Genomic DNA, 26,601 nt, shown 5'->3' with positions numbered 1-26,601 from the left:
CTCTTCAGCGAGCGCCGGTTGAAGTCGAGAGCGGCATTACCACTCAAAGATTTTCCACGAAGGGATCAGCATATCCGGCTGGTCCGAGCGGATGAAATTTGCATCGGTGCCGTCGGCGCGAACCAGGAAATAAGGCTTGCCGTTCTTGGGCGTGACCTTGATCGCGTACAAAAAGCCGTTTTGCCGATATTCCTGGATGGTTTTATCGCCTTCGGTGCGGATGGTGACATCCGGGTCCGCCGAGGGTGCGTCATCCGCCGCCATGACGGCTATCGGGGTGAATGCAAACAAACCAGCGAGTAACAGGCGATTTAGTGTACGCATGATAACCTTGTCCCTTTGTCGTCAACGGTCCCGCTATTCTAGCCCCGGACCCGCCGAAAAGGTTGATCCTGCTCATGAGCCAAGCCCCCCTCGTCCTGGTGGACGGTTCTTCTTATCTGTACCGCGCCTTTCACGCGCTGCCACCGCTGACCACCTCCAAAGGCCTGCCGACCGGTGCGGTCAAGGGCGTGCTGAACATGCTCAAGAGCCTGCGCAAGCAGTATCCGGACAGCCCATTCGCGGTGGTATTCGACGCAAAGGGCGGGACATTTCGCGATGCCCTGTACGCTGAATATAAAGCCAACCGCCCAAGCATGCCCGACGACATGCGCGTACAGATCGAACCGCTGCACGCCAGCGTCAAGGCCCTGGGTTTCCCACTGCTGTGCGTGGACAACGTCGAAGCCGACGACGTGATCGGCACCCTGGCCCGTAGCAGTGCCGCCGCCGACCGGCCTGTGGTGATCTCCACTGGCGACAAGGACATGGCGCAACTGGTCGATGGGCACATTACCTTGGTCAATACGATGACCGGTAGTGCGCTGGACGTGGCTGGCGTGAAGGAGAAGTTTGGCGTCGCTCCAGAGCAGATCATCGATTACCTGGCGTTGATGGGCGATTCTTCCGACAACATCCCGGGCGTTCCGGGTATCGGGCCGAAGACCGCGTCCGGCCTGTTGGTAGGCGTCAACGGCGGCCTGACCGAGCTGTATGCGCAACTGGACATCGTTGCCACGCTGCCGATTCGCGGCGCCAAGACGTTGGCTGCCAAGTTGGAAGAACACAAGGAAATGGCGTTTCTTTCCTACGAACTGGCGACCATCAAGACAGACGTGCCCCTGGATATCGGCCTTGACGACCTGCAGATGGGCTCGCCGGATCACGAAAAGCTCGCCGAGTTGTATACGCTGCTGGAATTCAAGAGCTGGTTCGAAGAGAACCAGCGCGACGCCAAGCGTGCCGGCCAGGATATCGTGGAAGTCACCGAAGAGCCGGCGGCGGGTATCGAGAAGAAGTACGAGGTCATCCTTGATCAGGCCAGCTTCGATGCGTGGCTGGCGAAGCTGGAGCAGGCGCCGCTGTTTTCCCTGGTGACACAAACCAATGGTGGGGATGCGCAGCATTCTCAACTGGTGGGGTTGTCGTTCTCCGTGGCCCCTTTCGAGGCGGCCTACATCCCGCTGACCCATTCCTACATGGGCGTGCCGGAGCAATTGGATCGCGACACAGTGCTCAAGGCGCTCAAGCCTTTGCTGGAAAATCCGCACAAGCTCAAAGTCGGTCAGCATGCCAAGTTCGAAACCAACATCCTGGCTAATTGCGCCATCGATGGCGACCAAAACAACGGCATCCTGGTGCAGGGCATCGTCTTCGACACCATGCTGGAGTCCTACGTACTGGATTCCACGGCGACCCGTCACGACATGGACAGCCTGGCGCTGAAATATTTGGGGCAGAGCAAGACCGATATCCAGGACATCGCCGGCAAAGGCGTCAAACAGCTGAGCTTCGACCAGATTTCACTTGAGCTGGCGGGCCCGTACGCGGCCGAAGACGCCGACGTGACCTTCCGCCTGCACCAGGCCTTGCAAGAAAAACTGGCCGTCACGCCAAGCCTGGGCAAGGTGCTCAACGAGATCGAAATGCCGTTGATGCCGGTCCTGGCGCGCATCGAGCGCCAAGGGGCGCTGGTGGATGCCAACCTGCTCGGCGTACAGAGTGTCGAGCTGGGTGACAAACTGGTGGCGCTGGAGCGTGAGGCGTTTGCCATTGCCGGTGAGGAATTCAACCTGGGCTCGCCCAAGCAATTGGGCGTGATCCTGTACGAAAAGCTCGGCTTGCCGGTGCTCAGCAAAACCGCCAAGGGCCAGGCATCGACCGCCGAAGCAGTGCTTGCCGAGCTGGCGGAGCAGGATTACCCGCTGCCCAAGGTGCTGATGCAGTACCGCTCGTTGAGCAAGCTCAAGAGCACCTACACCGATCGCCTGCCGGAGCAGATCAACAGCCGCACCGGACGCGTCCATACCAACTACCAGCAAGCCGTCGCCGCGACCGGGCGTTTGTCATCCATAGACCCGAACCTGCAGAACATTCCTATCCGCACCGCGGAAGGCCGTCGGATTCGTCAGGCATTCGTCGCGCCCAAAGGCTACAAGCTGTTGGCGGCGGACTACTCGCAGATCGAGCTGCGGATCATGGCGCACCTGGCTAAGGATGAAGGATTGCTCCATGCCTTTCGCAACGACCTGGACGTGCACCGCGCCACTGCTGCCGAAGTGTTCGGCGTAGAGCTGGAGGCGGTGACCCATGATCAACGACGCAGCGCCAAGGCAATCAATTTCGGTTTGATCTACGGCATGAGCGCCTTCGGCCTGGCCAAGCAGATCGGTGTCGATCGCAAGCAGTCCCAGGCTTACATCGATCGCTACTTCACCCGGTATCCCGGTGTGCTGGAGTACATGGAGCGCACCCGCGCACAGGCCGCCGAACAAGGTTTCGTCGAAACCATTTTCGGTCGCCGGTTATACCTGCCGGACATCAACGCGAAAAACCCGGCCCTGCGCAAAGGCGCCGAGCGCACCGCCATCAACGCGCCGATGCAAGGCACGGCGGCCGACATCATCAAGAAAGCCATGGTTGCCGTGGATGGCTGGCTGAGCGCGTCAGGGCTGGATGCGAAAGTCATCCTGCAGGTCCACGACGAACTGGTGCTGGAAGTGCGTGAAGACCTGGTCGACCAGGTGAGTGTGGAAATCCGCCAGCACATGAGCGCCGCGGCCTCGCTGGACGTCCCGCTGCTGGTGGAGGTGGGCGTGGGCAATAACTGGGACGAGGCACACTGATTCTTCCGTGCTGAAACCTCCGAGCTCTTGTGGCGAGGGAGCTTGCTCCCGCTCGGCTGCGCAGCAGTCGTAAACCGGGCGATGCGGTCTACTGGAAAAATGCAGGGGCCTGCGGCGCAGGCCAGCGGGAGCAAGCTCCCTCGCCACAGGGGATTGGTGTCAGGATAGGGATATGGCCATCGCGAGCAAGCTCGCGATAGCGACAGCCCAGGCAATCGATACCGCATTGAATCACCGCAAACCCAGGCGTGGCCTCGTTAGCTCTGAAATTTCCTACAGTTATTTCCAAAATAATCTGAACTAAAGTTGTGAATTACCACTCAGAGATTCTGAATGGCTGGTGAAGCCCTTCAATGCTCCTATGTTGTGTTAAGTGTTGGCAGATATCTGGACCCCGCCCTAGCGGTCCGGAACTTGGACCCCGAACTTCCCCCTCCCCATACGAAGTCCGGGGTTTTTTTTTGCCTGCGATTTGGCTATTCAGCCGCCTCGCCGCCCTTGTCCGCCAGCTCCATCCAATCGGCCAATACCGTGTAGGCCTCTTCCAGCCCCATGCGCTTGGGGGCAGAGAACAACTGGATAGTAATCGTGTCGCCCCAACCCTTACGGATCTCCGATTGCACTTTGAGCAGGGTGTTCTTTGCCGCGCCGTAAGTGAGCTTGTCGGCCTTGGTCAGCAAGATGTGCATCGGCATGCCGCTGGCAACGGCCCAGTCGAGCATCAGCAGGTCGAAGTCGGTCATCGGATGGCGGATATCCATCATCAGAATCAGGCCTTTCAAACTCTCGCGGCTACCCAGGTAAGCTTCCAGGTGTCGTTGCCAGTGCTGTTTGAGCGGGATTGGCACCTTGGCATAACCGTAGCCCGGCAGGTCGACCAAACGGCGTTCATCGTCTAGCTTGAAGAAGTTCAAGAGCTGTGTGCGACCCGGGGTTTTCGAGGTGCGCGCCAGGCTTGCATGGGTCAGGGTGTTCAGCGCGCTGGACTTGCCAGCGTTGGAACGTCCGGCGAAAGCCACTTCGAAACCTTCGTCGTCAGGGCATTGATCGACTTTGGCAGCGCTGAGCATGAAGGTGGACTGTTGGCACAGGCCAAGGATGGGGTTCTTCAGTTGCATGGGATTTCCGATGTGGGCGGCGTCGGGAATGGACGCGGCAAGCTGTGTCGTTTCCGTTTCAGTGACGCCAGTATATAATGCCGCAGATTTTGTGTGCGCTTTGTCCCAGCGTAGGATGAAGCTCACGGGAGCGATAGAACTGAATTGCGCATCAGAACGCAGCTCGTTCCCAACCCTGAAAAGGTCGTTTTATGACGAAATGGCTGCTAGCTGCCGGTGTCTTGATGCCGCTTTACAGCGCTCAGGCTACACAGGATCCGGAAGCTGTGTACAACCGTGTTTGTGGTGCCTGTCATTCCGGCCAACTACCCATGGCGCCTCGCAAGGGTGACCAGGAAGCTTGGACGCCGAGGTTGGCGAAAGGTATGGGGACGCTGGTGCAACACGTGACCCAGGGTTTCAAGGCGATGCCGCCGCGTGGTTTGTGCATGGACTGCAGTGCCGAGGATTACCAAGCCATCATCCAGTGGATGAGCGAGTAAGCCCGGTCCATAACTCTTAACCCTTAGCCGTAGTTGGATTAGCTGATGAACAAACTGATCGTGAGTCTGCTGTTGACCTTGGGGATAACCGGCGTAGCCCACGCCGCTGGCGATGCCGCCGCCGGTCAGGCGAAAGCGGCCGTATGCGGGGCCTGCCACGGTCCGGATGGCAATAGCATGGCGCCCAACTTTCCAAAACTGGCGGGCCAGGGTGAGCGCTACCTGACCAAGCAGTTGAAGGAAATCAGGGATGGCAAGCGTGTCGTCCTGGAAATGACCGGCCTGCTGAACAACCTGAACGATCAGGATCTGGCGGACCTCGCGGCGTATTTCGCCAGCCAGAAGGGCAGCGTTGGCGCCGCCGATCCAAAACTAGTGGCTCGCGGCGAAGCGCTGTTCCGCGGTGGCAACCTGGAAAAAGGCCTGCCAGCCTGCACCGGGTGCCACTCCCCTGACGGCAAGGGCAATGCCGCTGCCGGTTTCCCACACCTGGGCGGCCAGCATGCCCAGTACATCACCAAGCAACTCACCGATTTCCGCAAGGAAGAAGGTGGTCGCGCCAACGATGGCGACGCGATGACCATGCGTACGATTGCTCGCAAGCTGAGCGACGAAGACATCGCGGCCGTTTCCAGCTACATCCAGGGCCTGCACTGAGGCCGTTGCAAGGGGGACATCTCTTGCAACGTTAACGCCCGATTAATCTATCGATGCAAACATCAAAAGGGTGGCTTTGGCCGCCCTTTTTTGTGGCCGCTGCCGTTACACTAGCGAAACTGAACCCGCCGGGCCCTGTCTGAAAAACACGCCTCGCGAGGCCACCTCATTTGTCCAGGAGTAAAGCATGCGTAATCTGATCATCAGCGCCGCGCTCGTCGCCGCCAGCCTGTTCGGCGTGACTGCCCAAGCAGCTGAAGCACCCGCCGCGCCTTATGTCGAATTGGCCAACCCCGTGCCGGTAGCAGTGCCTGGCAAGGTCGAGGTCGTGGAGCTGTTCTGGTACGGCTGCCCGCATTGCTACGCATTCGAGCCTGTGATCAATCCATGGGCTGAAAAGCTGCCTTCGGACGTGAATTTCGTGCGCATTCCCGCCATGTTCGGCGGCCCATGGGACGCTCACGGCCAGATGTTCCTGACCCTCGAGGCCATGGGCGTCGAGCATCAGGTTCACGCTGCGGTGTTCAACGCGATCCAGAAAGAAGGCAAGAAGCTCACCAAGAAAGAAGACATGGCTGAGTTCCTCGCGACCCAGGGCGTCGACAAGGATAAGTTCTTGGCCACGTTTGATTCCTTTGCTATTCAGGGACAGATCAAGAAGGCCCGTGAGCTGGCGAAGAAATACGAAATCACCGGCGTACCGACCATGGTCGTCAATGGCAAATACCGCTTTGACATCGGCTCCGCTGGCGGCGCGAACGAAGCGCTGCAACTGGCGGACACGCTGATCGCCAAAGAGCGAGCGGCCACCAAGGCTGCTGCCAACTAAGCCCGGCCCACGGCCATGGCCCGCTGGAGTACCGAGCGCATCGTTGGCCTGCACGAACCGCGGGTCAACGAGCACCATGTCGCCTCCACGGGCCTGCCGGCGGACAGCCGCCTGCGGTTGCTCAGTTTTAATATCCAGGTCGGCATCAGCACCGAGCGCTACCGGCACTACCTGACCCGGGGCTGGCAACATCTGCTACCCCATACGGGACGCGCCGGTAACCTGCAAAAGATAGGCGACCTGCTGAAAGACTTCGACCTGGTTGCCTTGCAGGAAGCCGATGGCGGAAGCCTGCGCTCCGGCTACATCAATCAAGTCGAACACCTTGCCCATCTTGGTGCGTTCCCCTACTGGTACCAACAACTCAATCGCAACCTCGGCCGGCTCGGCCAGCACAGCAACGGCGTGCTGAGTCGCCTGCGACCGTGGGCGATCGAAGACCATCCGCTACCAGGCCCCAAGGGGCGTGGAGCGATCCTGGCGCGCTTCGGCGAAGGTCCGGAGGCGCTGATTGTGGTGATGATGCACTTGGCTCTCGGGGCTCGCACCCGAACGATGCAGTTGGCCTACATTCGCGAACTGATCGGCGGCTACAAGCACCAGGTGCTGATGGGCGACATGAACACCCACGCCAATGACTTGCTCCAGACGTCGCCTCTGCGCGACCTTGGCCTGCTCGCCCCGCAGCTCAAAGCCACGTTTCCCAGCTGGCGCCCCCAGCGCTGCCTGGACCATATCCTGCTGAGCCCGACCTTGACCCTCGAACGCGTCGAAGTATTGGCCCAGCCCATTTCCGATCACCTGCCGGTCGCGGTCGAGATACGTCTGCCGGGTTCGCTCACGGCCGACGCATTCCCTGCGCTGAGTCCTTCCCCTTGCGGACCCGATGAATGAGCGACGACGCCGAACGCTGGAGAGAGAAGTACCTCAAGAGCATCGAACAACAGGAAAAGCTTGAGCGCCGCTGGGACGCTCGGCTCGACTTGCTGCGTCGAGGCCTGGTGCGCAGCACCTTGGCCGCCGAGGGTACCGACCGGGCCGTAGACCAGTGCATGAAAGAGATGCGCGAGGTGGTGCGCACCGACGACATGGACGCCGCCCTCGCCGCCTTGCTGCCGCGCCTGGAGAAAGCCGTACTCGATTCCGAACAGCGTCGCGAGACGCGTGTGGACCAAATGAGCGCCGCGTTGACCGCGTTGGTCGCCCAGTTGCAATCCTTGCCGCTGCCTAAGGAAGTCAGCCGGCCATTGAAGAAGTTCTCCAAGCAATTGGACGCCCGGGTCGGCCAGGCGCGGGAAATCCCTTTGTTGCTCAGCGAATTGAGCGGCTTGCAGGGCAAGGCGCTGAGCGCGTTGGAAACGCCGGATCAGCCGAGCCGGCCCGGTCTGCTGCAACGGCTGTTCGGTGGGCACGGTCACGATGAGGTGTCCGTCCAGCCCCAGCCGTCCGAGCCGGCCCGGTCCAGCCCGACGCCTGAGACGGATGCCGCGGCGCTGGCGCCTGCGCAACCGGCAGTCGAGACGGTATCCATCGCACCTGCCCCCGCCCCATTAGCGGAGCAAGACCACGCAGCCACCGTGCCAGAAACGGGGCCGGACGCGGTAACGGAGCCGGCAGATGAACCGCAAGACGAGCCTGCACCGCAGCCCGAGCCGGAAGCCAGCACCCAGGTAGCCCAGGCCGCCGTCGAACCATCCCCGGTCCTCGCCGAGCACGCCGAACCCGGTACCGTGCTGGAAAACCCGGACGAGCTGGTGCCAGAGGCGTCAACGCAGCCGCTTGAGGAAATACCCCTTGCTGTCGAAGAGCCCGTCGAGCTCCCCGCCTCGGTCGATCCCGATGAGGCTCATTACGCCCTGCCAGACTCGCCGGAACCCTCCTACAGCTCGGTCGCCAGGCATATCGAAGACACCCTGCTGGGCTTGCTTGGCGATCTGACGTTGCCCGAGCGTCATCGGCCCCAGGCGGAAGCCATGCGAGAGCGTTTGCGCAACGGTTTGAACTGGTATGAGTTGTTGCCGATCCTCGACGATCTGGCGGTGCTTATGTTGGCGATCACTGACAGCGGCCAGCACGAGTTTGAAGCTTATCTGCAACGACTCAACGATCGTCTGGAGTCATTCCAAAGCACGCTGCAAGCCGCCAGCGATGACCATGCCGACAATCTTTCGGCCTCCAGGGAAATGGACTCCCAGATCCGCGAGCAAGTGGATGGCCTGCAGAGCAGCATGCAGCAAGCCGATGACCTGGAAGGCCTCAAGCAAGTGCTGGAAAACCATTTGGAAGGGCTGCTGGGTACGATGGATGAACATCGCAAGCAGCGTGACCAGCGTGAGAAGGACGTTTCGATTCGCCTGAAAAGCCTGGCCGAGCGCGTTGCGTTGATGGAGCAGGACGCTCTGATCGTGCGCGAGAACCTGGAGGAGCAGCGGCAAAAGGCCTTGATCGATCCGCTGACCGGCCTGCCCAACCGCGCAGCCTGGAGCGAGCGTCTCGAACGGGAAGTCGACCAGTGGCAGCGGCACGGCAATAGCCTGTTGATCGCCATGCTCGACCTCGATCACTTCAAGCGGATCAATGACAACTACGGTCACTTGGCCGGCGACCGTGTACTCAAGCTCATTGCCTCGGTCCTGCGCAAGCGTATCCGCGGTAGTGACTTCATCGCCCGCTTTGGCGGCGAGGAGTTCGTCCTTCTGGTGCCAGACACGCCTCTCGCGGCCGGCGCAAAACTGGCCGAGGTATTGCGCGCGGCCATCGAGGCCTGTCCGTTTCATTTCAAGGGCGAGCCAGTGATAATCACGGTGTCGATGGGCATGACGGCCTTCAAGCCGGGGGAACGCAGCGAGCTGGTGCTCAAACGAGCCGATGAGGCGTTGTATCGGGCAAAAAATGCCGGGCGTAACCGAGTGGAGCTAGGCTGAGCAATTGTTCCATTTTATTAAGGGCATCGGATCATCCCTAGGTGATACGTTACACTGTTGCATTATCTTCCTGCGTGCATGTTCTTTGCCATGAAACTTATCCCGCTTCTTGCTTCGCTGCTCCTACTGGCCGGTTGTGCGAGCGGCCCCCGGCTCGATACCAGCCATCCATCGGTCAACCACGACAGCCGTGCCCAATACATCGTGGTGCACTACACCTCGGCTTCGCTTGAACGTTCGTTGTCCCTGCTGACCCACGGCGAAGTCAGCGCTCACTACCTGATAGGGGACGATAAGGACGCGACCATCTACAAGCTGGTGGACGAAAACCGGCGCGCCTGGCACGCCGGGGAAAGCGAGTGGCAAGGCCGGACCTGGCTCAACTCCAGCTCCATTGGGATCGAGATCGTCAATCCGGGCTATATCGACACGGCAACCGGCCGCCTCTGGTACCCCTACAGCGAAGCTCAGGTGCAATCGTTGATCGCCTTGCTCAAGGACATCACCCGGCGTAACGCGATCAACCCGGTCAATATCATTGGCCATAGCGACATTGCCCCCAACCGCAAGCTGGATCCCGGTCCGTTGTTTCCCTGGAAGCGACTCGCGCAGGCAGGCCTGGGCGTCTGGCCGGACGAGGGAGCGGTCGCGCGCCAGCAGGCTGCCTATGGCGATCAGTTGCCGGCCGCCAGTTGGTTCCAGGCCGAGCTGGCCCGCCTTGGCTACCCGACACCTCGCACCGGCGAATGGGATGTCGCCACCCACCAGGTACTGGCCGCCTTCCAGATGCGCTACCGGCCGGCCCGGTTCGATGGCTCGCCAGACGCGCAAAGCGCGGCGATTTTGCAGGTGCTCAATCAGACAAAATAATGACGCTCGTCTGACTAATCGAACCAAATCCAAAACAGAAGCTATAACTCATTGGTAACTTTCGGATTACTGATGATGACGGCTGCGCGCGAAACCCTGCAGAGCTGGCTCCATCGCCCTATTTTCCTGGCGATGACGGCGGCTGCCCTAAGTACCGTGTTGTTGCTGGCGGGCAGCCTGTTTGTCGTCATGCAACAGATCCAACAGCGTGAAAGCGATCAGATGAATGCCCAAGGCGAGCGTTTCCTGCAGCGCCTGGAACAACTTTTCGGCCAACTGCGCGAAAGCCTCGATGACCTGCAGGCACAACCGCTGCGTGGCTGTAACGACGACATGATCGCCACCTTGCAGCAGGTGAGTTTCAATTATCGCTTCGTCTACGAGGCGGCTTATATCGACAGCTCTGGCATGTGCTCCAGTCGTCCGCGCCAGAGCGCTTTGTCGCTGGCACGAGCGCCTGACTTGCGGGGCCCCGCCTACAGCTATTGGCTCAATACCACCACGGAGCCCGACGAGAACCGTGCTGCGTTGATGTTGGGGCGCGGAAATTTCCGAGTGGCAACGTCTCGCGGCCACCTGACCGATGTGGTCGACCTGCCGCCGGGCAGCAGCCTGCTCGTCGTCCTGGATGCTGGCGAGCGGGCCATTCCAGTCCTAGGCACCGAACAGCGCTGGCCACCGACGGAGCCGTGGCCACCGAAAAGCAAAAACGCTTTGCAAGTCACCAAGCATCGGTTGATCTACCGAATGCCGACCGATAACCCGGAATACCAATTGGTGCTGATTGCGCCCCGTAACGGCGTACGCATTCCGGCCAACGCCTGGTGGATGCTGCCTATCAGCCTGGTGCTGGGGCTGGGCATTGGTTTCCAAGTCTTTTTACTCGCGCGCCAGCGTCAGTCCATGGATGCCGAGTTGCACGGTGCTATCCGACGCGGCGAGTTGCAGGTGCTCTATCAACCGATCTTCGATCTGCACAGCCGCAACTGCGTAGGCGCCGAGGCCTTGCTGCGCTGGCGCCGGCCGGACGGCACCCTGACCAGCCCGGATCTGTTTATTCCGATGGCGGAGGACACCGGGCAGATCCGCCAGATCACCGATTTTGTCCTCCAGCGGTTGTTCGACCAGTTGGGCCAGCTGTTGCGGGCCAATCCGCACCTCTACATTTCCGTGAACCTGGCAGCCTGCGACGTGATGGTGCCGCGCATCGGCGATGTGATCGCCCGGCTGCTGGCGATGCATCGTGTGTCGGCGCACCAGATTGCCTTCGAAGTCACCGAGCGTGGCCTGGTCGACGTGCTCGTCGCTCGCGATAACCTGCAATCGTTGCGCGACGTAGGGCATCAGGTATTGATCGATGACTTCGGCACCGGCTATTGCAGCCTGGCTTACTTGCAGACACTGCCGGTGGATTGCCTGAAGATCGACAAGGCGTTCATCGACGCGCTGGGGCACGACGCCGCCAGCAGTGGCGTGGCCCCGCACATCATCCGCATGGCCCACGCGCTGGAGCTCAAGGTTATCGCCGAAGGCATCGAGCACGAGGCACAGGCGTCTTATTTGAGCAGCGAGGGCGTGAAGTTCGGTCAGGGTTGGTTGTTTGCCCACGCGCTCAGCGCGGTGCAGCTCATCGAGTTGATCACTCGCGGTCGCCGTCTGGTCGGGCGACGCATGGATGACGAGGCGTGAAGCGCCCTCAGACCGTCAGGGCCATGTAGAACTGGGTGCCCTGCCCTGGCCTTGAGTACACGCCCATGCGTCCACCGTGAAGCTGGACGATCTCCTTGCACAGGGCCAGGCCGAGGCCGGCGCCGCCCTTTTTGCGCCCAACCTGGACGAAGGGTTCGAAGATCCGTCCTTGCTGGCCATAAGCAATCCCCTCGCCGTTATCTTCGACGCTGATGATTACCCGCTCGCCGTGGCGTCGGGCTTGCAATCGGATCTGGCCGTCATCGTTGGTGTGGCGCATCGCGTTATCGATGAGGTTGTCCAGCACTCGGTCCAGTTGCGCCGCATCGGCATGCAGGCGCGGCAGCGGACCCTGGATCTCGACGAGTAATTCGATACCTTTCGCTTGCGCTTGTGCGGCAAAGCGCATCCTGGCGGCTTCCAACAGTTCTTCGATGGAGCATGGCGCCAGGGTGAGTTTCTGCAAGCCGTTCTGGTAGCGAGAGAAGTTGAGCAAGTCATTGATGAGCTGCATCAACCGCTGCATTTCTTCGTTGACGGTATTGAGTAGATCCGCTTCACGGGACTCTCGAGGAAAATGCATGCGCTCCTGCAGCAGTCCGAAGGCCATGTGCATGCCCGTCACGGGGGTGCGCAATTCGTGGGAGGCCCGCAGGACGAATTCACTGCGCACCCGTTCGAAGGCGCGTTGCTCGGTGACGTCATGCAGCACCATCACCGCGCCGAGAATCTGCCCTTGGGTATGGATGACCGGCGTGAGGCTGTAGGTCAGCACACGCGACTCGCCATCGACTTCGATGCTCAGGTCGTCCGGCGCCCGCTCTTGTGTGCCGCCGCGCAGGACCAGCTGCAACTCGTCGTCCAGCTCGACCCGTCCAAGCGCTTCCCCGAGCCCTTGTCCCAGTCGCTCCTGGTCCCAGCCCAATTGGCGTTGCGCCACGGGGTTGAGATGCTCGAGCCGACCTTGGCGGTCAATCATCAACAAGCCATCGTCAATGCTGTCGAGTACCGCTTGCAGGCGTTGCTGGCCGGCGAGTAGCTCCTCCACATTGGTCGCCTGATGTTCGCGCAGCGCCTGGGCCATGATGCCGAAGCGCCGGCTCAGCAAGTTCAGCTCCGCCGCCGAGGAGATTGGCAGCGTCACTTCGAAATTGCCTTGACCTATATCGTCAGCCGCCGCGACCAACGCCTCGATCGGCGCGCCAAAGCGCCGGGCGATGCCATGGGCCGTCACGAAGCCGATGATCAGCACCGCCAGCCCCACCAGCCCCAGCAGGCCTGAAATCAATAGAGCACGTTCGCGGGCGCGGTCCTGGGTTTCGCTGATTTTGTTCAGCGCATGGCGATAGCCCTCGATCAAGCCTCCACGCAATACGTTGAACTTATCGGTGAGCGCCTGAATGTTGGCAAGATGTTTGGGTTGCTGGAGAGAAGCATCGAAAGCCGCGAGAAAGCTGATGTAGTCGGCTCTGGCGCGGCTGAAGCTGCTGGCGGGTTCGTCCGATCGCTGTTCCTGAGCGATGCCTTCGTCCAGCAACTCGAAATACTGGCGCTTGGACGCTTCCAGCGCCGCCAGGTTGGGGGTTTCGTCGAGCATGATCATCAACTGGTCGCCCAGTGTCTGACGGAGCTTGAGGCCCAGGTCCAGCAGCACGAAGTTGTCGCGAACGGATTGTTCTTGGGTGTTGGCCATCTGCATTACGCTGACCAGTCCCAGCAACAGCCCTAGCAGCGCCACTGTGATCAGCGCCGAAATGCTGAGGAACAACCGTGTGCGCAGCTTCATCGCCAGTTTCATAAGGTGCTGCTCACAGGTTGTATTGCTTGCGTTTGCGATACAGCGTGGACGCGTCGATGCCCAGGGTCTTGGCGGCCTGGTCAAGGGTGTCGGCAGTGGCGAGCACTGCACCGATGTGCGCCTTCTCCAGTTCGTCGAGACTCAGCGCGGCACCGATACGCGGAGCGTTGTTGATCGGTTGCTCGGCCATGCCCAAGTGACTGATTTCAACTTTCTCCTGAGGGCAGATGATGCTGGCGCGCTCGACCACGTTGCGCAGCTCGCGAATATTGCCCGGCCAGCGGTAGCCTAGCAGCGCTTCGCGTGCCTCATCGCTAAAGCCCCGTGCCGGACGCGCGTATTCTTTGACGAAGCGCGCCAGGAAGCGATCGGCGAGGGTCAGGATGTCCTCGGCGCGTTCGCGCAGGGGTGGCAGGTGCAGGGTAATGACGTTCAGGCGGTACAAGAGGTCCTCGCGAAACCGTCCATCGCGCACCATGTCCTCCAGATTGAGGTTGGTGGCGGCGAGGATGCGGACGTCGGCACGTCGGGTCACCGGATCGCCAACCCGCTCGTATTCCTTGTCTTGGATGAAACGCAGCAATTTTGGCTGCAACGCGAGGGGAAAATCGCCAATTTCGTCAAGAAACAGCGTGCCGCCGTCCGCTTGGTTGACCCGCCCCAGCGTGCTTTCGCTGGCACCCGTGAACGCGCCGCGGCTGTGGCCGAACAACTCGCTTTCCATCAGTTCGGTGGTCAGCGATGGGCAGTTGATGGTGACGCAGGACTTCTTCGCGCGCTTGCTCCAGCCGTGGATCGCCCGCGCCAGTTCGCCCTTCCCGGTGCCGGACTCGCCGAGGATCAGGATATTGGCGTCCGTGCTGGCAACCTGCCGAGCGGTTTCGAGTACAACCTTCATCGCTGGGCTGTGGGAGTCCAGGCCGTCCTTAGGCTTACGCATTTCTCCTTCCAGGGCTTCGAGCCTGGCGGACAGTTGGCGTACCTCCAGTTGCTTGGCGGTCGCCAGCCGCAGTTGGTCCGGGCTGCAAGGCTTGACCAGATAATCGGCGGCGCCGGCCTGGATCGCGTCGACGGCCGTGTCCACGGCGGAATGAGCTGTCACGATAACGACGCGCATCCAGGGTGCCTGGATTCGCATCTGTCCCAATACGTCGAGACCGTTGTCTTCGCCCAGGCGCAGATCCAGGAAGCACAAGTCGAATACCTGGCGTTGCAGCAAGGCTTCGGCCTGTGCGGCACTGTTGGCGGTAGCGACGCTATAGCCCTCGTCTTCCAGGCAATAACGGAAGGTACGCAGGATGGCGGACTCGTCGTCTACCAGCAGAATGCGGCCTTGATGCTCGGTGGCGGATTCCATCTTTCCTACGCTCCTTAATGAATGATGATGATTAGTGTCAGAAAAATCGGGCAAGTTGCATGGTCCATTCTGATCGAATATTACCCACCGAATCGGAATCTGTGGACCTCCTTCGTCTAAAAGACTGATTTTCGGCCAATTTTTAGCGCTGCCGGCGACAACGGTTCGGCTCGCTCATTCCGACATCCGTTTCCGACCCGCAATTCAAAAAAGAAATCGGCCGCAGACCTTTATCTCAATTCGTGCATAACGCACGACGCTCGCCAGGCCCATCGTGCAGGATGCGCTCCCGCGAATGGTTGCTGTCTTCCTAACTCTTTGATTTAAAAGGGTTTTATTGTCATAAAAAATCTGGCATGCCAGCTGCAATGTTCTGGTCAACGTGGCGCTGAGGGCGCCTCAACCAGATCACCGCTAGGGTGGGGAGGAGTTTCAGGATGAATCGTCAAGTTGCCGCCCAATTTCGCATTACCCGCCTGCATATCCAGCAGGGGCTGTGGGCTTTTGTCGCGTTGCTGGTCACGCTCGTGGCGGGTCAGCAATTGATGCTCTGGCATGAAAGCCAGAAGCCGGAAGCTCCACTGGTATCCACCTACCGTGCCCCGCAAACCCATTTCAGTGCCGCCAGTACGCTGGCGCAGGAATCCGCTTCGATGCGGATGATGGAAGTTGACCAGGCGCAGCCTCTCTCGGAAATGCCTCGTGAAGAGCGCTGGGTGTTCTGATTCGAACCGGTCGTCCGTTGCACCGGAACCATCATTGCCAGATTCGTTACTAAATAGAAAAGCGTAAGGAGAATCACCATGTTGAGCTGGGCTATTACCTTCTTGATTATTGCCATCATCGCCGCTGTATTGGGCTTCGGTGGTATCGCAGGCACCGCCACGGGCATCGCCAAGATTCTCTTTGTCGTGTTCCTGGTGATGTTCATCGCATCGTTCTTCTTTGGCCGTCGTGGCCGAGGCTGACATGAGCGTGACTCTTAAAGGACTGGCCGCCGCCCTGCTGTTGGGCGGCAGTGCCATGGCAATGGCTGCCAACGACGGTCAAATGCGGGTCAACCAATTGCTGCAGTCGGACACGCAATATCGCGAGACTTGGCAGCAGGTCGTCAAGAAGGAAGAACGTCTGCCCGAATGGGTGATGAACCTGACGGGCGATGCAGAGCAAATGAACGCGGTCGAAGAGGACGGCGACAAGTATCTGGTCGGGCCGTTGTGCGAGACTCAGGCCACTTGCAAGAGCAAACGCCTGTTCGTCGCCTTCAGCTTCGATAAAGACGAAGCTTATGCCCTGTTGGTGGAGGTGCCCGCAGGCCTGCCGGCCGATAAGTCGCCGACCCGTCACGCGGACTATCGCTTTCTTGGCAATCCCGATGAAGGTATGCAAGAACTGTTAATGGAACAGCTCAAGAAAGATCCTAACTGGTACTGATTTCTTGAAGCGGGAAGAGCAACGCTGCTTTTCTCTCTGCGAAGCCCGAGGAGGGCCGAAGCATGACCAGGGGGCTGGGACGTTCTGACCATACAGGGTCGGAGTGACCTACGGGCACAAGGGGTGCCTGCGAAAGGGCCGGGTCAGGTAAAAGCTGCGACGCAAGTTCGCGAAGTCGTGACGGCTTGGCGAACTTGCGTAGAGCTTATCCCCACGCTAGAGCGTCTCGCTGCTCTTGCGCCAATATCTGCCATCCGGCCGCGACACATTGTCCAGTTTGTTCCCCACGAGCTCGAACCGTTACCGTATATCGGAGAATGAGTGCCAGGGTTCTTGTCTCCGACCGGAGCTTCGACCCGCTCCATCCATCGTCTTTCGAAGCAATCCGAATAACGCCCGGCTACGCTGAAATGGCCGCATCACGGCACTTTTGCCTGCTCCAATGGCGTACTCGAACTGTTTGGGACGCACGTTTCGTTTTGTAAAACTCATGCCGATTCGGCATAGGGTAGGCGTTTACGGCATTAGACGATCCCCCCTTGCATCGCAATAGTTGCGCCTTTTTTCGCCTGCTGGTGAGCTGCCTTTGGCGCTCAGGGTGACCTTATACGGGGCAGCGGCATGGGTTCGAACCGCCGTCTGGCGGTCCGTTGATGCGACTGTCCGAGTCAAACTGAAGTAAGGGTAATGATATGAAGAAGGCAAAACTAAGCCTCGCCTGGCAAATCCTCATCGGTCTGGTGCTCGGGATTGCAATCGGCGCGCTGCTCAACCATTTCAGTGCCGAAAAGGCCTGGTGGATCAGCAACGTGCTGCAACCGGCAGGCGATATCTTTATCCGTCTGATCAAGATGATCGTGATTCCCATCGTGATCTCCTCGCTGATCGTTGGCATCGCCGGCGTAGGCGACGCCAAGAAACTCGGGCGGATCGGCTTCAAGACCATCGTCTATTTCGAGATCGTGACCACCATCGCCATCGTCGTCGGCCTGCTCTTGGCGAATTTCTTCCAGCCGGGCAACGGCATCGACATGAGCACCCTGGGTACGGTGGATATCTCCAAATACCAGGCCACGGCGGCCGAGGTCCAGCATGAGCATGCGTTTGTCCAGACGATCCTCAACCTGATCCCGTCGAACATTTTCGCGGCCGTCGCTCGCGGCGAAATGTTGCCGATCATCTTCTTCTCCGTCCTGTTCGGCCTTGGTTTGTCCAGCCTGCAATCGGACCTGCGCGATCCTCTGGTGAAGATGTTCCAGGGCGTGTCGGAGAGCATGTTCAAAGTCACCCACATGATCATGAAGTACGCGCCAATCGGTGTGTTCGCCCTGATCGCCGTGACGGTGGCTAACTTCGGTTTCGCTTCCCTGTTGCCGCTGGCGAAGCTGGTGATCCTGGTTTATGTCGCCATCGCCTTCTTCGCCTTCGTGGTGCTGGGCCTGATCGCTCGGGTGTTCGGCTTCTCGGTGATCAAGCTGATGCGCATCTTCAAGGATGAGCTGGTGCTGGCCTACTCCACCGCCAGTTCCGAAACGGTGTTGCCGCGGGTTATCGAAAAGATGGAAGCGTATGGGGCGCCAAAGGCTATCTGCAGTTTCGTAGTGCCTACCGGCTACTCGTTCAACCTCGACGGTTCGACGCTGTACCAGAGCATCGCCGCGATCTTCATCGCCCAGCTCTATGGCATCGACCTGTCCATCGGCCAGCAGTTGATGCTGGTATTGACCTTGATGGTGACCTCCAAGGGCATCGCTGGTGTGCCGGGCGTGTCCTTCGTGGTGCTGCTGGCCACACTGGGCAGCGTTGGCATTCCACTGGAAGGCCTGGCGTTCATCGCCGGTGTCGACCGCATCATGGACATGGCCCGTACGGCGCTGAACGTGATCGGCAACGCCTTGGCCGTGTTGGTCATTTCCCGTTGGGAAGGCATGTACGACGATGCCAAGGGCCAGCGCTACTGGAATTCTTTGCCGCACTGGCGCAGCAAGGAGCCGTTGCCGGCAGGGGAAACTTCCAGCCGCTGAGGCATGCCTTAAGGCCCCATCGCGAGCAGGCTCGCTCCCACAGAGATCACTCAATCATTGTGGGGGCGAGCCTGCTCGCGATGGTGGCGGCACATGCAACATCAAGCCAACCAGACCCCGGAGAAATCCGGGGTTTGTCGTTTCGGCCAGCCCCGCTATCATTCGCCGCATCTTCCGGGGGACTTAACCGATGCTCAATGGCCTGTGGCTTGGCTTCTTTATCGTGGCAGCCGTGTCCGCACTGGCGCAGTGGCTGATTGGCGGCAACGCCGGGATCTTCGCCGCCATGGTGGAAAGCATATTTGCCATGGCCAAGCTGTCGGTGGAAGTCATGGTCCTGCTGTTCGGCACCCTGACCCTTTGGCTGGGGTTCCTGCGCATCGCTGAAAAAGCCGGCATCGTCGACTGGCTCGCCAAGGCCCTCGGGCCGCTGTTTCTTCGTTTGATGCCGGAAGTCCCAGCCGGTCACCCGGCGATTGGCCTGATCACCCTCAATTTCGCGGCCAATGGCCTGGGCCTGGACAATGCCGCCACGCCCATCGGCCTCAAGGCCATGCGCGCCCTGCAGGATCTGAATCCCAGCCCGACCATCGCCAGCAATGCGCAGATTCTGTTTCTGGTGCTCAATGCATCGTCGCTGACCTTGCTGCCGGTGACCATCTTCATGTACCGCGCCCAGCAAGGCGCGCCGGACCCGACCCTGGTGTTCTTGCCGATCCTGCTCGCCACCAGTGCCTCGACCCTGATGGGGCTGCTGTCCGTGGCATTCATGCAGCGTCTGCGCCTGTGGGATCCGGTGGTCCTCGCCTACCTGGTCCCGGGCGCGCTGGCGCTGGGCGGCTTCATGGCGCTGCTGGCCACGCTTTCGGCCACGGCGCTGGCGGGGCTGTCCTCGATCCTCGGGAACCTGACTTTGTTTGGCTTGATCATCCTGTTCCTGGTGGTGGGCGCGCTGCGCAAGGTCAAGGTGTACGAAACCTTCGTTGAAGGCGCCAAGGAAGGGTTCGATGTTGCCAAGAACCTGCTGCCGTACCTGGTGGCGATGCTGTGTGCCGTCGGTGTGCTGCGGGCTTCCGGAGCGCTGGATTTCGGCCTGGACGGTATTCGGCACCTGGCCCAGTGGGCTGGCTGGGACACGCGTTTCGTCGATGCGTTGCCCACTGCCATGGTCAAGCCGTTTTCCGGCAGCGCCGCCCGGGCGATGCTGATCGAAACCATGAAGACCTCTGGGGTAGACAGCTTCCCTGCCCTGGTGGCGGCGACGATCCAGGGCAGCACCGAAACCACCTTCTATGTGCTAGCGGTCTATTTCGGCGCGGTGGGCATCCAGCGAGCGCGCCATGCGGTGGGTTGTGCCCTGCTGGCGGAGCTGGCCGGTGTGGTGGCGGCGATCGGGGTTTGTTACTGGTTCTTTGGCTGACCTGTGCAAGCGAGCCTGCTCGCGATAGGGCCTGACGAGCCCTTTATTCCGTCACCTTGAACCGCAGCACGCCGATCATCTGGCCATTCTCGGTCAGCACCCGCACTTGCCATTTGCCTGTCGGGTCGCCTGGGAAATTCTGCTTGTGGGTCCAGGCGCGATAGCCTTCCTTGCGCCCTCCGTGAATGTCCAAAGCGATGCGGTCCACTTCTTTGCCGTTGAATTGCCAGACATGGTAGATCCGCTCGTCCAGGCCTCGCGGCGCATTGATCGCGGTGTAGGCGTACAGGCCATTGCTACGAATCTGGGCGGCGCTGACTTCCTTGAGGCTGGCGCCAGGCGTGCGATCTTCCACTTGGGTGCTGATCGCCACCTCGGTCATCCAGAGCGTGGCGGGTGGTACCCAGGAGCGCAGCACCCAACCGGCGGCGCCAATGCCCAAGGTGATGCACAAGATGGCCAGGGCGTTGCGCACGGTACGGATCGGAAAGATCGAAGCCAGGCTCGGGAATGACAACAGCATGGCGATGCCCAGTGCCAGCTTGAAGCTCTGGTCGGTGGTCAGGTGCAGGATCACTGGCAGCGCGGTCAGCAACGCCGCGAACAGCGTCAGGGTGTGCAACGCCAGGAAAGCCCATCGCCGCGGCGCCAGCCATTTGTAATACAGGGGGTCGGTGATCGAGACCAATGCCGCCGCCGCGAGAAGGCCAGTGAAGATCAGTTGGCTGCTGTTCCAGGTGGTGGTGATGAAGAAAAACGGCAAGACAAAAAACAAGCTTTCCTGATGAATCATTTGCGTGGCGTAACGCAACAGCGGCTGGGGAATTTCCCGTTTGAAAATCCGTGTGAACAACCGGGTCAGGCTGTTCTCCAGCATCAGCCAGAGCCAGCTCACCAGCATCATGATGGCGATCCAGGTCGCCAGGCCTTGCTGGCGATCCACCAGCATGAAACTGCCGACCCCGGAAATGAAGCCGCCGAGCGCGATGACCCCTGGGTAGCGCTTCATCAGTTCGATAATGCGCTGGATTAAATGAGTCAGGTTCGGCATTCGGCAGGTTCACGCTAAGTCGTAGGAAAAATCCCTGACAGGGTACCACTGTGAATTCATTCCGGGTCCCGTCGATGCCTGCGCCGTATCAGCCAGGCCACCAGCCCCAGCAGAACCGCCACCAACCCGCCGAGTGTCCAGACAAGTTCGTCATCGCTGAGCAGCGGCTTCTCGATGCGCAAATAGCCTGGGTCCTTGAGCAGCTCACGCAGAGCCAGGTTGGCCTGTTCCAGGCTGACTGCCTGCAGGCGCTCGGCTGGGTTGGCGAAACGGCCGTCTTCGTAGTCGCCCAGGGCGCTCCAGTAATAGTCGGCCAGTGCGCTGTTGCCTTGGACGGCCCAGGACTGATGGGCAATGGCGGCACGCTTTATCCGCACGAAACTCTCGGGGTCCAGGCCGTCCCTCAACAACGTGTTGCGCAGCGTCTCGAGCGCGTGTTCGGCCTGGGGCAGGTCCTCGCGGGCCAGGTCGGCGTTGAGGCTCAGGAAACCGACGCCGCCGAAGACGTCCCGCTCCACCCACGGGCCATAGGACAGGCCGTCAGCCAGGCGCAGTTGCCGGTAGAGCGCACAATCCAGGTAATCCTTGAGCAGGTCGAAGGTTTCATCATGTTGTTGCTCCAGCACCGGCTCCGGGAATAGCCAGTGAAGCTTGGCGCTGTCGCCTACCAGCCCACGAATCAGGTTGCGCTTGGTCACCGCGCTGTAGCGGATCTGCGCCAGCGGTTCATGGACGCTGGGTTCGACCGGTTCCAGCTCGCCGTAGGCGCGTTCCAGATAGGCCGGCAGCAGTCGATCGAGGTCACCTACGACGATCAACGTCATGTTATTGGGCGCGTACCAAGCCTTGCGCACCTGTTCCAGTTGGGCGACGGTAAAGCGTTCGACCTCGGCCCGTTCCGCACAACGCAAGCCCAGTTCCACGGCCAGTTGGTTGCTGGCTTTGTGGCCCAGGTCCTGGCGGTCGAGCCAGCGTTGCAGATGGGTGTAATGGCCGCCATCCTCGCGCTCTACCACCCGTTTGGCCGCTTCCAGATTCTTTGCGTCAATTCGGGTACGGGTCAGCAATGCCAGCAACAAGTCCAGGACTTTGCGTTGATTGCGCGCTGGCGCCTCGATGACAAACGTCGTGTCGGCGTTGCTGGTGAAGGCGTTCCATTCGCCACCCAGCGCCTGCATGCGCTCTTCCAGGCCGCCCTCGCCGGTATCGTCGACGCCGCTGAACAGCACATGTTCGAGCAGGTGTGGCAGTTCCTTGTCGGCGCAGCTGAAATCATCGAGGCCCACGCCCACCACCAACCGAATCGCCACGTGTCCACGTTCCGTGCCGGGCTTGAGCAACAACTGCATGCCGTTGGGCAACGTATATCCCTCGACCTGGAAGCGATCCTGGGCAACGACGGGTAGGGAACCGAACAAAAGCAGGACGAGTAGCAGACAACGCATGGCGGGCTTCCTGGCGGCTTGTAAATCCATGGTCCGGGGACACACTTGTTGACTGGCCGAGACGCCAGTCGTTCAAGGCGAATGGGTGATGTCGGACATTTCATCGGCGGACAGGGCGCCGATCTCGGATGTTTCCAGCACCACATAGGCGCTGCCGCAGAACAACGAATTCAAGCGCCGCATGTCGGCGATCAGTTCCAAGTGAAGGGAACTCGTCTCAAGGCTTTGCACGACTTTGCGCTGCAAGCGGCTGACATGGGCGTGGGCCATCCGTCGTTCCTGCGCGCGAAAGCGCCGTTTCTCGCGCAGCAATTGGCGAGCACTTTCCCGATCGGCACTGAGGAAGACCGACAATCCCAGGCGCAGGTTAGCGATCAGATGGCTGTGCAGTCCCGCCAATTCTTCCAGGCCCACGTCAGAGAACGAGCGGCGTTGGGAGGTCTTCTGCTGCTGGACCTTGCGCAACATGCGTTCGATGAGGTCACTGGCCAGTTTGAGGTTGATCGCCAGCTCGATGATTTCCGCCCAGCGGCGACTGTCCTGTTCACTGAGATCTTCACGAGGCATTTGCGCCATGTAGAGCTTGATGGCGCTGCACAGCGCTTCGACGTCATCGCTCATGCTGCGCAGTTGTTGAGTGATCGCCGTTTGCTCGCCTCGCAGGACGCCGAGCATGGCCTCGAGCATGTTTTCGATCAGATCACCAATGCGCAGGGTTTCCCGCGCAGCGTTCGCCAGCGCCAGGCTTGGTGTGGCGAGGGCGGCGGGGTCCAGGTGCCGTGACGTGGCTTTGCCATTGGCTTGCGGTCGTTCCGGCAGCAGCCAGGCACAGAGCCTGGCCATCGGTCCGACGCTGGGCAACAGCACCAGGCAACGCACGGTGTTATAGAGCAAATGAAAGCCAATGACGGTTTCCTGGGGGCTGAAATCCAGGCCGTCCAGCCAGCCCACCAGCGGGTCGAGTACCGGAATGATCAGCAGCAGGCCGATCAGCTTGTACAACAGGCTGCCCAGCGCCACCTGGCGTCCGGCGGCGTTCTGCATGCTGGTGCTGAGGAACGCCAGCACGCCGCTGCCGATATTGGCACCGATCACCAGGCCGATGGCGACTGGCAAGCTGATCACCGCAGCGCCGGCGAGGGTCGCGGTCAGCAAAACCGCCGCCAGGCTGGAATAGGAAATCATTGCGAACAGCGCACCCACCAAGGCATCGAGCAGGATGTCGCCGGTCAACGAGGCGAAAATCACCTTCACGCCTTGGGCCTGGGTGATCGGCGCGGCGGCTTCGACAATCAATTGCAGGGCCAGGATGATCAGGCCCAGGCCGATGGAGACCCGGCCCATCTGGCCGACGCGGGTCTGTTTGCGCGACAGGAAAAAAATCACTCCGAGGAAGATCAGCAGCGGCGACAGCCACGACAGGTCCAGGGTCAGCACCCGGGCCATCAATGCGGTGCCGACGTCCGCACCGAGCATGGTCGCCAGGGCAGGGGTCAATGCCATCAGGCCCTGGCCGACGAAGGAAGTGACGAGCATCGCCGTGGCATTGCTGCTCTGGACCATGGCCGTGACCATGATGCCGGCGATGAACGCCAGCCAGCGCCTGGACATGTTCTGGCCAATGACATGGCGCAGGTTCGAGCCGTAGACCCGCAAGATGCCGGTCCGGACGATATGCGTGCCCCAGATCAGCAAGGCCACGGCGGAAAGTAGATTCAGCAGGGTCAGCATGAGGAGCCCCCTGTTAGCGTCCCAGATGGACAAATTGACGGTGCCACATCGTTTTACTTCTTGTACTTAAGCTGTAGTTGCCGAATGGTCTGGGCGCCAGCATTGCACAGCTGAAGATGGGTTTGAAACAAAACTGTCATAAAACAGTTTCCTCGAAAACACCCCGCCCCCTGTAGGAGCGAGCCTGCTCGCGACGGCGGCAGCACATCCAACATCTTTGTTTCAGGCGATCGCTTTCGCGAGCAAGCTCGCTCCCACAGGTTTTGCATTCGAGCGTTTTTTGCAGGCATGAAAAAGGGGCTCACAAGAGCCCCTTCGTTTCACTGCCCTACATCTTTACTGACCCGGGACATCCTTGCGCAGTTTCACCGGATCCTGTTGCTTGCGCTTGCGAGCAATCGCTGTGCGCATCTTGATGTTGATCGCTTCCACCGCCAGCGAGAACGCCATGGCGAAGTAAACGTAGCCCTTGGGCACGTGCACGTCGAACGATTCGGCGATCAGCACGGTACCGACCACCAGCAGGAACGACAGCGCCAGCATCTTCAGCGACGGGTGCTTGTCGATGAACGTGCTGATGGTGCCCGAAGCCAGCATCATCACCAGGACGGCAACGATGATTGCCGCCACCATGACCGGTACATGGGAAACCATGCCCACGGCGGTGATGACCGAGTCCAGGGAGAACACGATGTCGATGATTGCGATCTGGATGATGGTGTAGATGAAGTTGCCACCCTTGACCGACGGCTCATCGCTGCTTTCTTCCTCGCCTTCCAGCGCGTGGTACATCTCTTGGGAGCTTTTCCACAGCAGGAACAAGCCACCGAAGAACAGGATCAGGTCACGACCGGAGATGCCCTGGCCGAACACTTCGAACAGATCGGCGGTCAGGCGCATGACCCAGGTGATCGACAGCAGCAACAGGATCCGCGTGATCATCGCCAGCGCCAATCCGAAAATCCGGGTGCGCGCCTGCATGTGCTTGGGCATGCGGCTGACCAGGATCGAGATCATGATGATGTTATCGATGCCCAGGACAATTTCCAGGGCGGTCAGGGTAAAGAAGGCAACCCATATTTCCGGGTTGGTCAGCCATTCCATGTGAGTTCCTTTGAGCGAGTGTTAGGCCGCGCCGCGCCTTCGGTTGACCGATAGGGGCGACGCAGCGGGCATTGCTTTTATAGAGTGCTGAACAGCGGAAAAATCCCCATCAGCAAGGCGGCGAACATTATGCACAGGCAAACCAGTACTGCCCACTTCAAGGTGAAGCGCTGGTGATCGCCGAATTCGATACCGGCCAAGGCTACCAGCAGGTAAGTCGACGGAACCAGCGGGCTCAGCAGGTGGACGGGCTGGCCAACGATGGAGGCACGGGCCATCTCGACGCCAGTGATGCCGTAATGGCTGGCCGCTTCCGCCAGAACTGGTAACACGCCGTAATAAAATGCATCGTTCGACATGAAGAAAGTGAACGGCATGCTCACCAGCGCGGTGATGACCGCCAGGTACGGGCCGAGGAAGTCCGGGATGACCGCCAGCAGGCTCTTGGACATGGCGTCGACCATGCCGGTGCCGGACAGGATGCCGGTGAAGATCCCCGCCGCGAAAATCAGCCCGACCACCGCCAGGACGCTGCCGGCGTGGGCCGCGACGCGGTCCTTCTGCTGCTGCAGGCACGGATAGTTGACGATCATCGCAATACTGAACGCCACCATGAACAGCACGGGCAGCGGCAACAGGCCGGCGATCAGGGTGCACATCAAGACCAGGGTCAGCGCGCCGTTGAACCAGATCAGCTTCGGACGGCGGGCGTCCGGGAACTGGGAAACGCTGATTTCGCTGTGGTCCATTTCGTCGCCCGCCAGGTGCAATTCACCCAGGCGCGCACGCTCGCGTTTGCCGTACATGTAGGCAATCGCCAGGATCGCCACGACGCCGGCCAACATGGCGGGAATCATCGGCACGAAGATGTCGGACGGATCCACATGCAGCGCACTGGCCGCCCGGGCGGTCGGGCCGCCCCAGGGGGTCATGTTCATCACGCCGCCGGCGAGGATGATCAGGCCAGCCATGATCCTTGGACTCATGCCGATGCGGCTGTAGAGCGGCAGCATCGCGGCCACGCAGATCATGTAAGTGGTCGCGCCGTCACCATCAAGGGAAACGACGAGCGCCAGAACGGCGGTACCGACCGAAACTTTCAACGGGTCGCCCTTGACCAGCTTGAGGATCTTGCGCACGGCCGGGTCGAACAGGCCGGAGTCGATCATCAGGGCGAAATAGAGAATCGCAAACATCAGCATCACCCCGGTAGGGGCGAGCTTGGTGATGCCTTCGAGCATCATCGGGCCGATCTTCGGTGCAAAACCGCCGAACAGGGCGAACAGGATCGGGATGATGATCAAGGCGATCAGCGCGGAAAGGCGCTTGGTCATGATCAGGAACATGAACGTGATGACCATGGCAAAGCCAAGGAAAGTCAGCATGGGAAATACTCCAGGCGTGGCGCGGCGGGCAAAGGCGAACCGGTCAGGTCAGCGCAGGATGCAAAGCACGGGGCGGACGGATGGAGTGGGCGCAACGGGATGGGTAGCAGCGGACA

22 protein-coding genes are annotated in these 26,601 nt (G+C 60.3%); 13 read left to right on the top strand and 9 right to left on the bottom strand.

Annotation, left to right across the window (positions count from 1 at the left end; genetic code table 11):
* Window positions 1-36: 36 nt before the first annotated feature.
* On the bottom strand, window positions 37-324 hold the full coding sequence (locus M1D68_RS25175) for a DUF2782 domain-containing protein (RefSeq protein ID WP_030138994.1): 288 nt from the start codon (window positions 322-324) through the stop codon (window positions 37-39).
* A 74-nt stretch (window positions 325-398) separates the two neighbouring features.
* Here M1D68_RS25175 and polA point away from each other — a divergent pair, with 74 nt between their 5' ends.
* Complete coding sequence (polA, locus tag M1D68_RS25170; protein WP_420766024.1) at window positions 399-3,167, top strand: DNA polymerase I; 2,769 nt, start codon at window positions 399-401, stop codon at window positions 3,165-3,167.
* A 476-nt stretch (window positions 3,168-3,643) separates the two neighbouring features.
* Here polA and yihA read toward each other — a convergent pair whose 3' ends face one another.
* A complete protein-coding gene (gene yihA, locus M1D68_RS25165; RefSeq protein ID WP_420766023.1) occupies window positions 3,644-4,285 on the bottom strand; it encodes a ribosome biogenesis GTP-binding protein YihA/YsxC in 642 nt (213 codons plus the stop codon).
* A gap of 191 nt (window positions 4,286-4,476) precedes the next feature.
* On the opposite strand from yihA, the gene M1D68_RS25160 reads away from it, so the two are divergent.
* From M1D68_RS25160 to M1D68_RS25130, 7 genes are all read left to right on the top strand, one after another.
* On the top strand, window positions 4,477-4,767 hold the full coding sequence (locus tag M1D68_RS25160; protein ID WP_420766022.1) for a c-type cytochrome: 291 nt from the start codon (window positions 4,477-4,479) through the stop codon (window positions 4,765-4,767).
* 45 nt (window positions 4,768-4,812) lie between these two features.
* Window positions 4,813-5,424 carry a c-type cytochrome gene (locus tag M1D68_RS25155; protein ID WP_420766021.1) on the top strand — a complete coding sequence of 204 codons (612 nt, stop codon included), beginning with the start codon at window positions 4,813-4,815 and terminating at the stop codon, window positions 5,422-5,424.
* Window positions 5,425-5,611: 187 nt separating this feature from the next.
* Window positions 5,612-6,253, top strand: a complete 642-nt coding sequence (locus tag M1D68_RS25150; protein WP_420766020.1) for a thiol:disulfide interchange protein DsbA/DsbL — start codon at window positions 5,612-5,614, stop codon at window positions 6,251-6,253.
* 15 nt (window positions 6,254-6,268) lie between these two features.
* Complete coding sequence (locus M1D68_RS25145) at window positions 6,269-7,147, top strand: endonuclease/exonuclease/phosphatase family protein (RefSeq protein WP_457968808.1); 879 nt, start codon at window positions 6,269-6,271, stop codon at window positions 7,145-7,147.
* Window positions 7,144-9,177: a diguanylate cyclase gene (locus M1D68_RS25140; RefSeq protein WP_457968806.1), complete on the top strand. Its 2,034-nt coding sequence runs from the start codon at window positions 7,144-7,146 to the stop codon at window positions 9,175-9,177. The genes M1D68_RS25145 and M1D68_RS25140 overlap by 4 nt, the downstream gene beginning before the upstream one ends.
* Before the next feature lie 90 nt (window positions 9,178-9,267).
* Entirely contained in the window at window positions 9,268-10,047 is a 780-nt protein-coding gene (locus M1D68_RS25135; protein WP_434561450.1) for an N-acetylmuramoyl-L-alanine amidase, read from the top strand.
* A 75-nt stretch (window positions 10,048-10,122) separates the two neighbouring features.
* Window positions 10,123-11,736 carry an EAL domain-containing protein gene (locus tag M1D68_RS25130; RefSeq protein WP_420766122.1) on the top strand — a complete coding sequence of 538 codons (1,614 nt, stop codon included), beginning with the start codon at window positions 10,123-10,125 and terminating at the stop codon, window positions 11,734-11,736.
* 7 nt (window positions 11,737-11,743) lie between these two features.
* Here the strand turns inward: M1D68_RS25130 and M1D68_RS25125 are convergent, their stop codons facing one another.
* Together M1D68_RS25125 and algB are read right to left on the bottom strand one after the other, a co-directional pair.
* Window positions 11,744-13,534 carry an ATP-binding protein gene (locus M1D68_RS25125; RefSeq protein WP_434649474.1) on the bottom strand — a complete coding sequence of 597 codons (1,791 nt, stop codon included), beginning with the start codon at window positions 13,532-13,534 and terminating at the stop codon, window positions 11,744-11,746.
* 10 nt (window positions 13,535-13,544) lie between these two features.
* A complete protein-coding gene (gene algB / locus M1D68_RS25120) occupies window positions 13,545-14,891 on the bottom strand; it encodes a sigma-54-dependent response regulator transcription factor AlgB (protein WP_420766015.1) in 1,347 nt (448 codons plus the stop codon).
* A gap of 437 nt (window positions 14,892-15,328) precedes the next feature.
* Here algB and M1D68_RS25115 point away from each other — a divergent pair, with 437 nt between their 5' ends.
* From M1D68_RS25115 to M1D68_RS25095, 5 genes are all read left to right on the top strand, one after another.
* Entirely contained in the window at window positions 15,329-15,616 is a 288-nt protein-coding gene (locus M1D68_RS25115) for a hypothetical protein (RefSeq protein ID WP_420766014.1), read from the top strand.
* Between the two features lie 78 nt (window positions 15,617-15,694).
* Window positions 15,695-15,859 (top strand): DUF1328 domain-containing protein, encoded by a 165-nt coding sequence (locus M1D68_RS25110; RefSeq protein WP_003177151.1) that lies wholly within the window; start codon window positions 15,695-15,697, stop codon window positions 15,857-15,859.
* Between the two features lies 1 nt (window position 15,860).
* Entirely contained in the window at window positions 15,861-16,325 is a 465-nt protein-coding gene (locus M1D68_RS25105) for an inhibitor of vertebrate lysozyme family protein (RefSeq protein ID WP_434608645.1), read from the top strand.
* Window positions 16,326-17,017: 692 nt separating this feature from the next.
* A complete protein-coding gene (gene gltP / locus M1D68_RS25100) occupies window positions 17,018-18,349 on the top strand; it encodes a glutamate/aspartate:proton symporter GltP (protein ID WP_420766012.1) in 1,332 nt (443 codons plus the stop codon).
* A gap of 190 nt (window positions 18,350-18,539) precedes the next feature.
* Entirely contained in the window at window positions 18,540-19,769 is a 1,230-nt protein-coding gene (locus M1D68_RS25095; RefSeq protein WP_420766011.1) for a nucleoside recognition domain-containing protein, read from the top strand.
* Window positions 19,770-19,812: 43 nt separating this feature from the next.
* On the opposite strand, the gene M1D68_RS25090 is transcribed toward M1D68_RS25095, so the two are convergent.
* The 5 genes from M1D68_RS25090 to M1D68_RS25070 form a co-directional block, all read right to left on the bottom strand.
* Window positions 19,813-20,820 carry a DUF5924 family protein gene (locus M1D68_RS25090; RefSeq protein WP_420766010.1) on the bottom strand — a complete coding sequence of 336 codons (1,008 nt, stop codon included), beginning with the start codon at window positions 20,818-20,820 and terminating at the stop codon, window positions 19,813-19,815.
* Between the two features lie 56 nt (window positions 20,821-20,876).
* Window positions 20,877-22,265, bottom strand: a complete 1,389-nt coding sequence (locus tag M1D68_RS25085; protein ID WP_457968800.1) for a M16 family metallopeptidase — start codon at window positions 22,263-22,265, stop codon at window positions 20,877-20,879.
* A gap of 72 nt (window positions 22,266-22,337) precedes the next feature.
* The gene (locus tag M1D68_RS25080) at window positions 22,338-23,996 is read right to left on the bottom strand and encodes a Na/Pi cotransporter family protein (protein WP_420766008.1); all 1,659 of its coding nucleotides are present in this window, start codon (window positions 23,994-23,996) and stop codon (window positions 22,338-22,340) included.
* A 336-nt stretch (window positions 23,997-24,332) separates the two neighbouring features.
* Window positions 24,333-25,100 (bottom strand): TerC family protein, encoded by a 768-nt coding sequence (locus M1D68_RS25075; RefSeq protein ID WP_420766007.1) that lies wholly within the window; start codon window positions 25,098-25,100, stop codon window positions 24,333-24,335.
* A 77-nt stretch (window positions 25,101-25,177) separates the two neighbouring features.
* Window positions 25,178-26,485 (bottom strand): CitMHS family transporter, encoded by a 1,308-nt coding sequence (locus M1D68_RS25070; RefSeq protein WP_039593443.1) that lies wholly within the window; start codon window positions 26,483-26,485, stop codon window positions 25,178-25,180.
* Between the last annotated feature and the right edge of the window lie 116 nt (window positions 26,486-26,601).

It is taken from the genome of Pseudomonas sp. R4-84 (assembly GCF_054130985.1).
The sequence above is the reverse complement of the archived record's forward strand: the minus strand, read 5'-3'. Positions and strand labels throughout refer to the sequence as shown.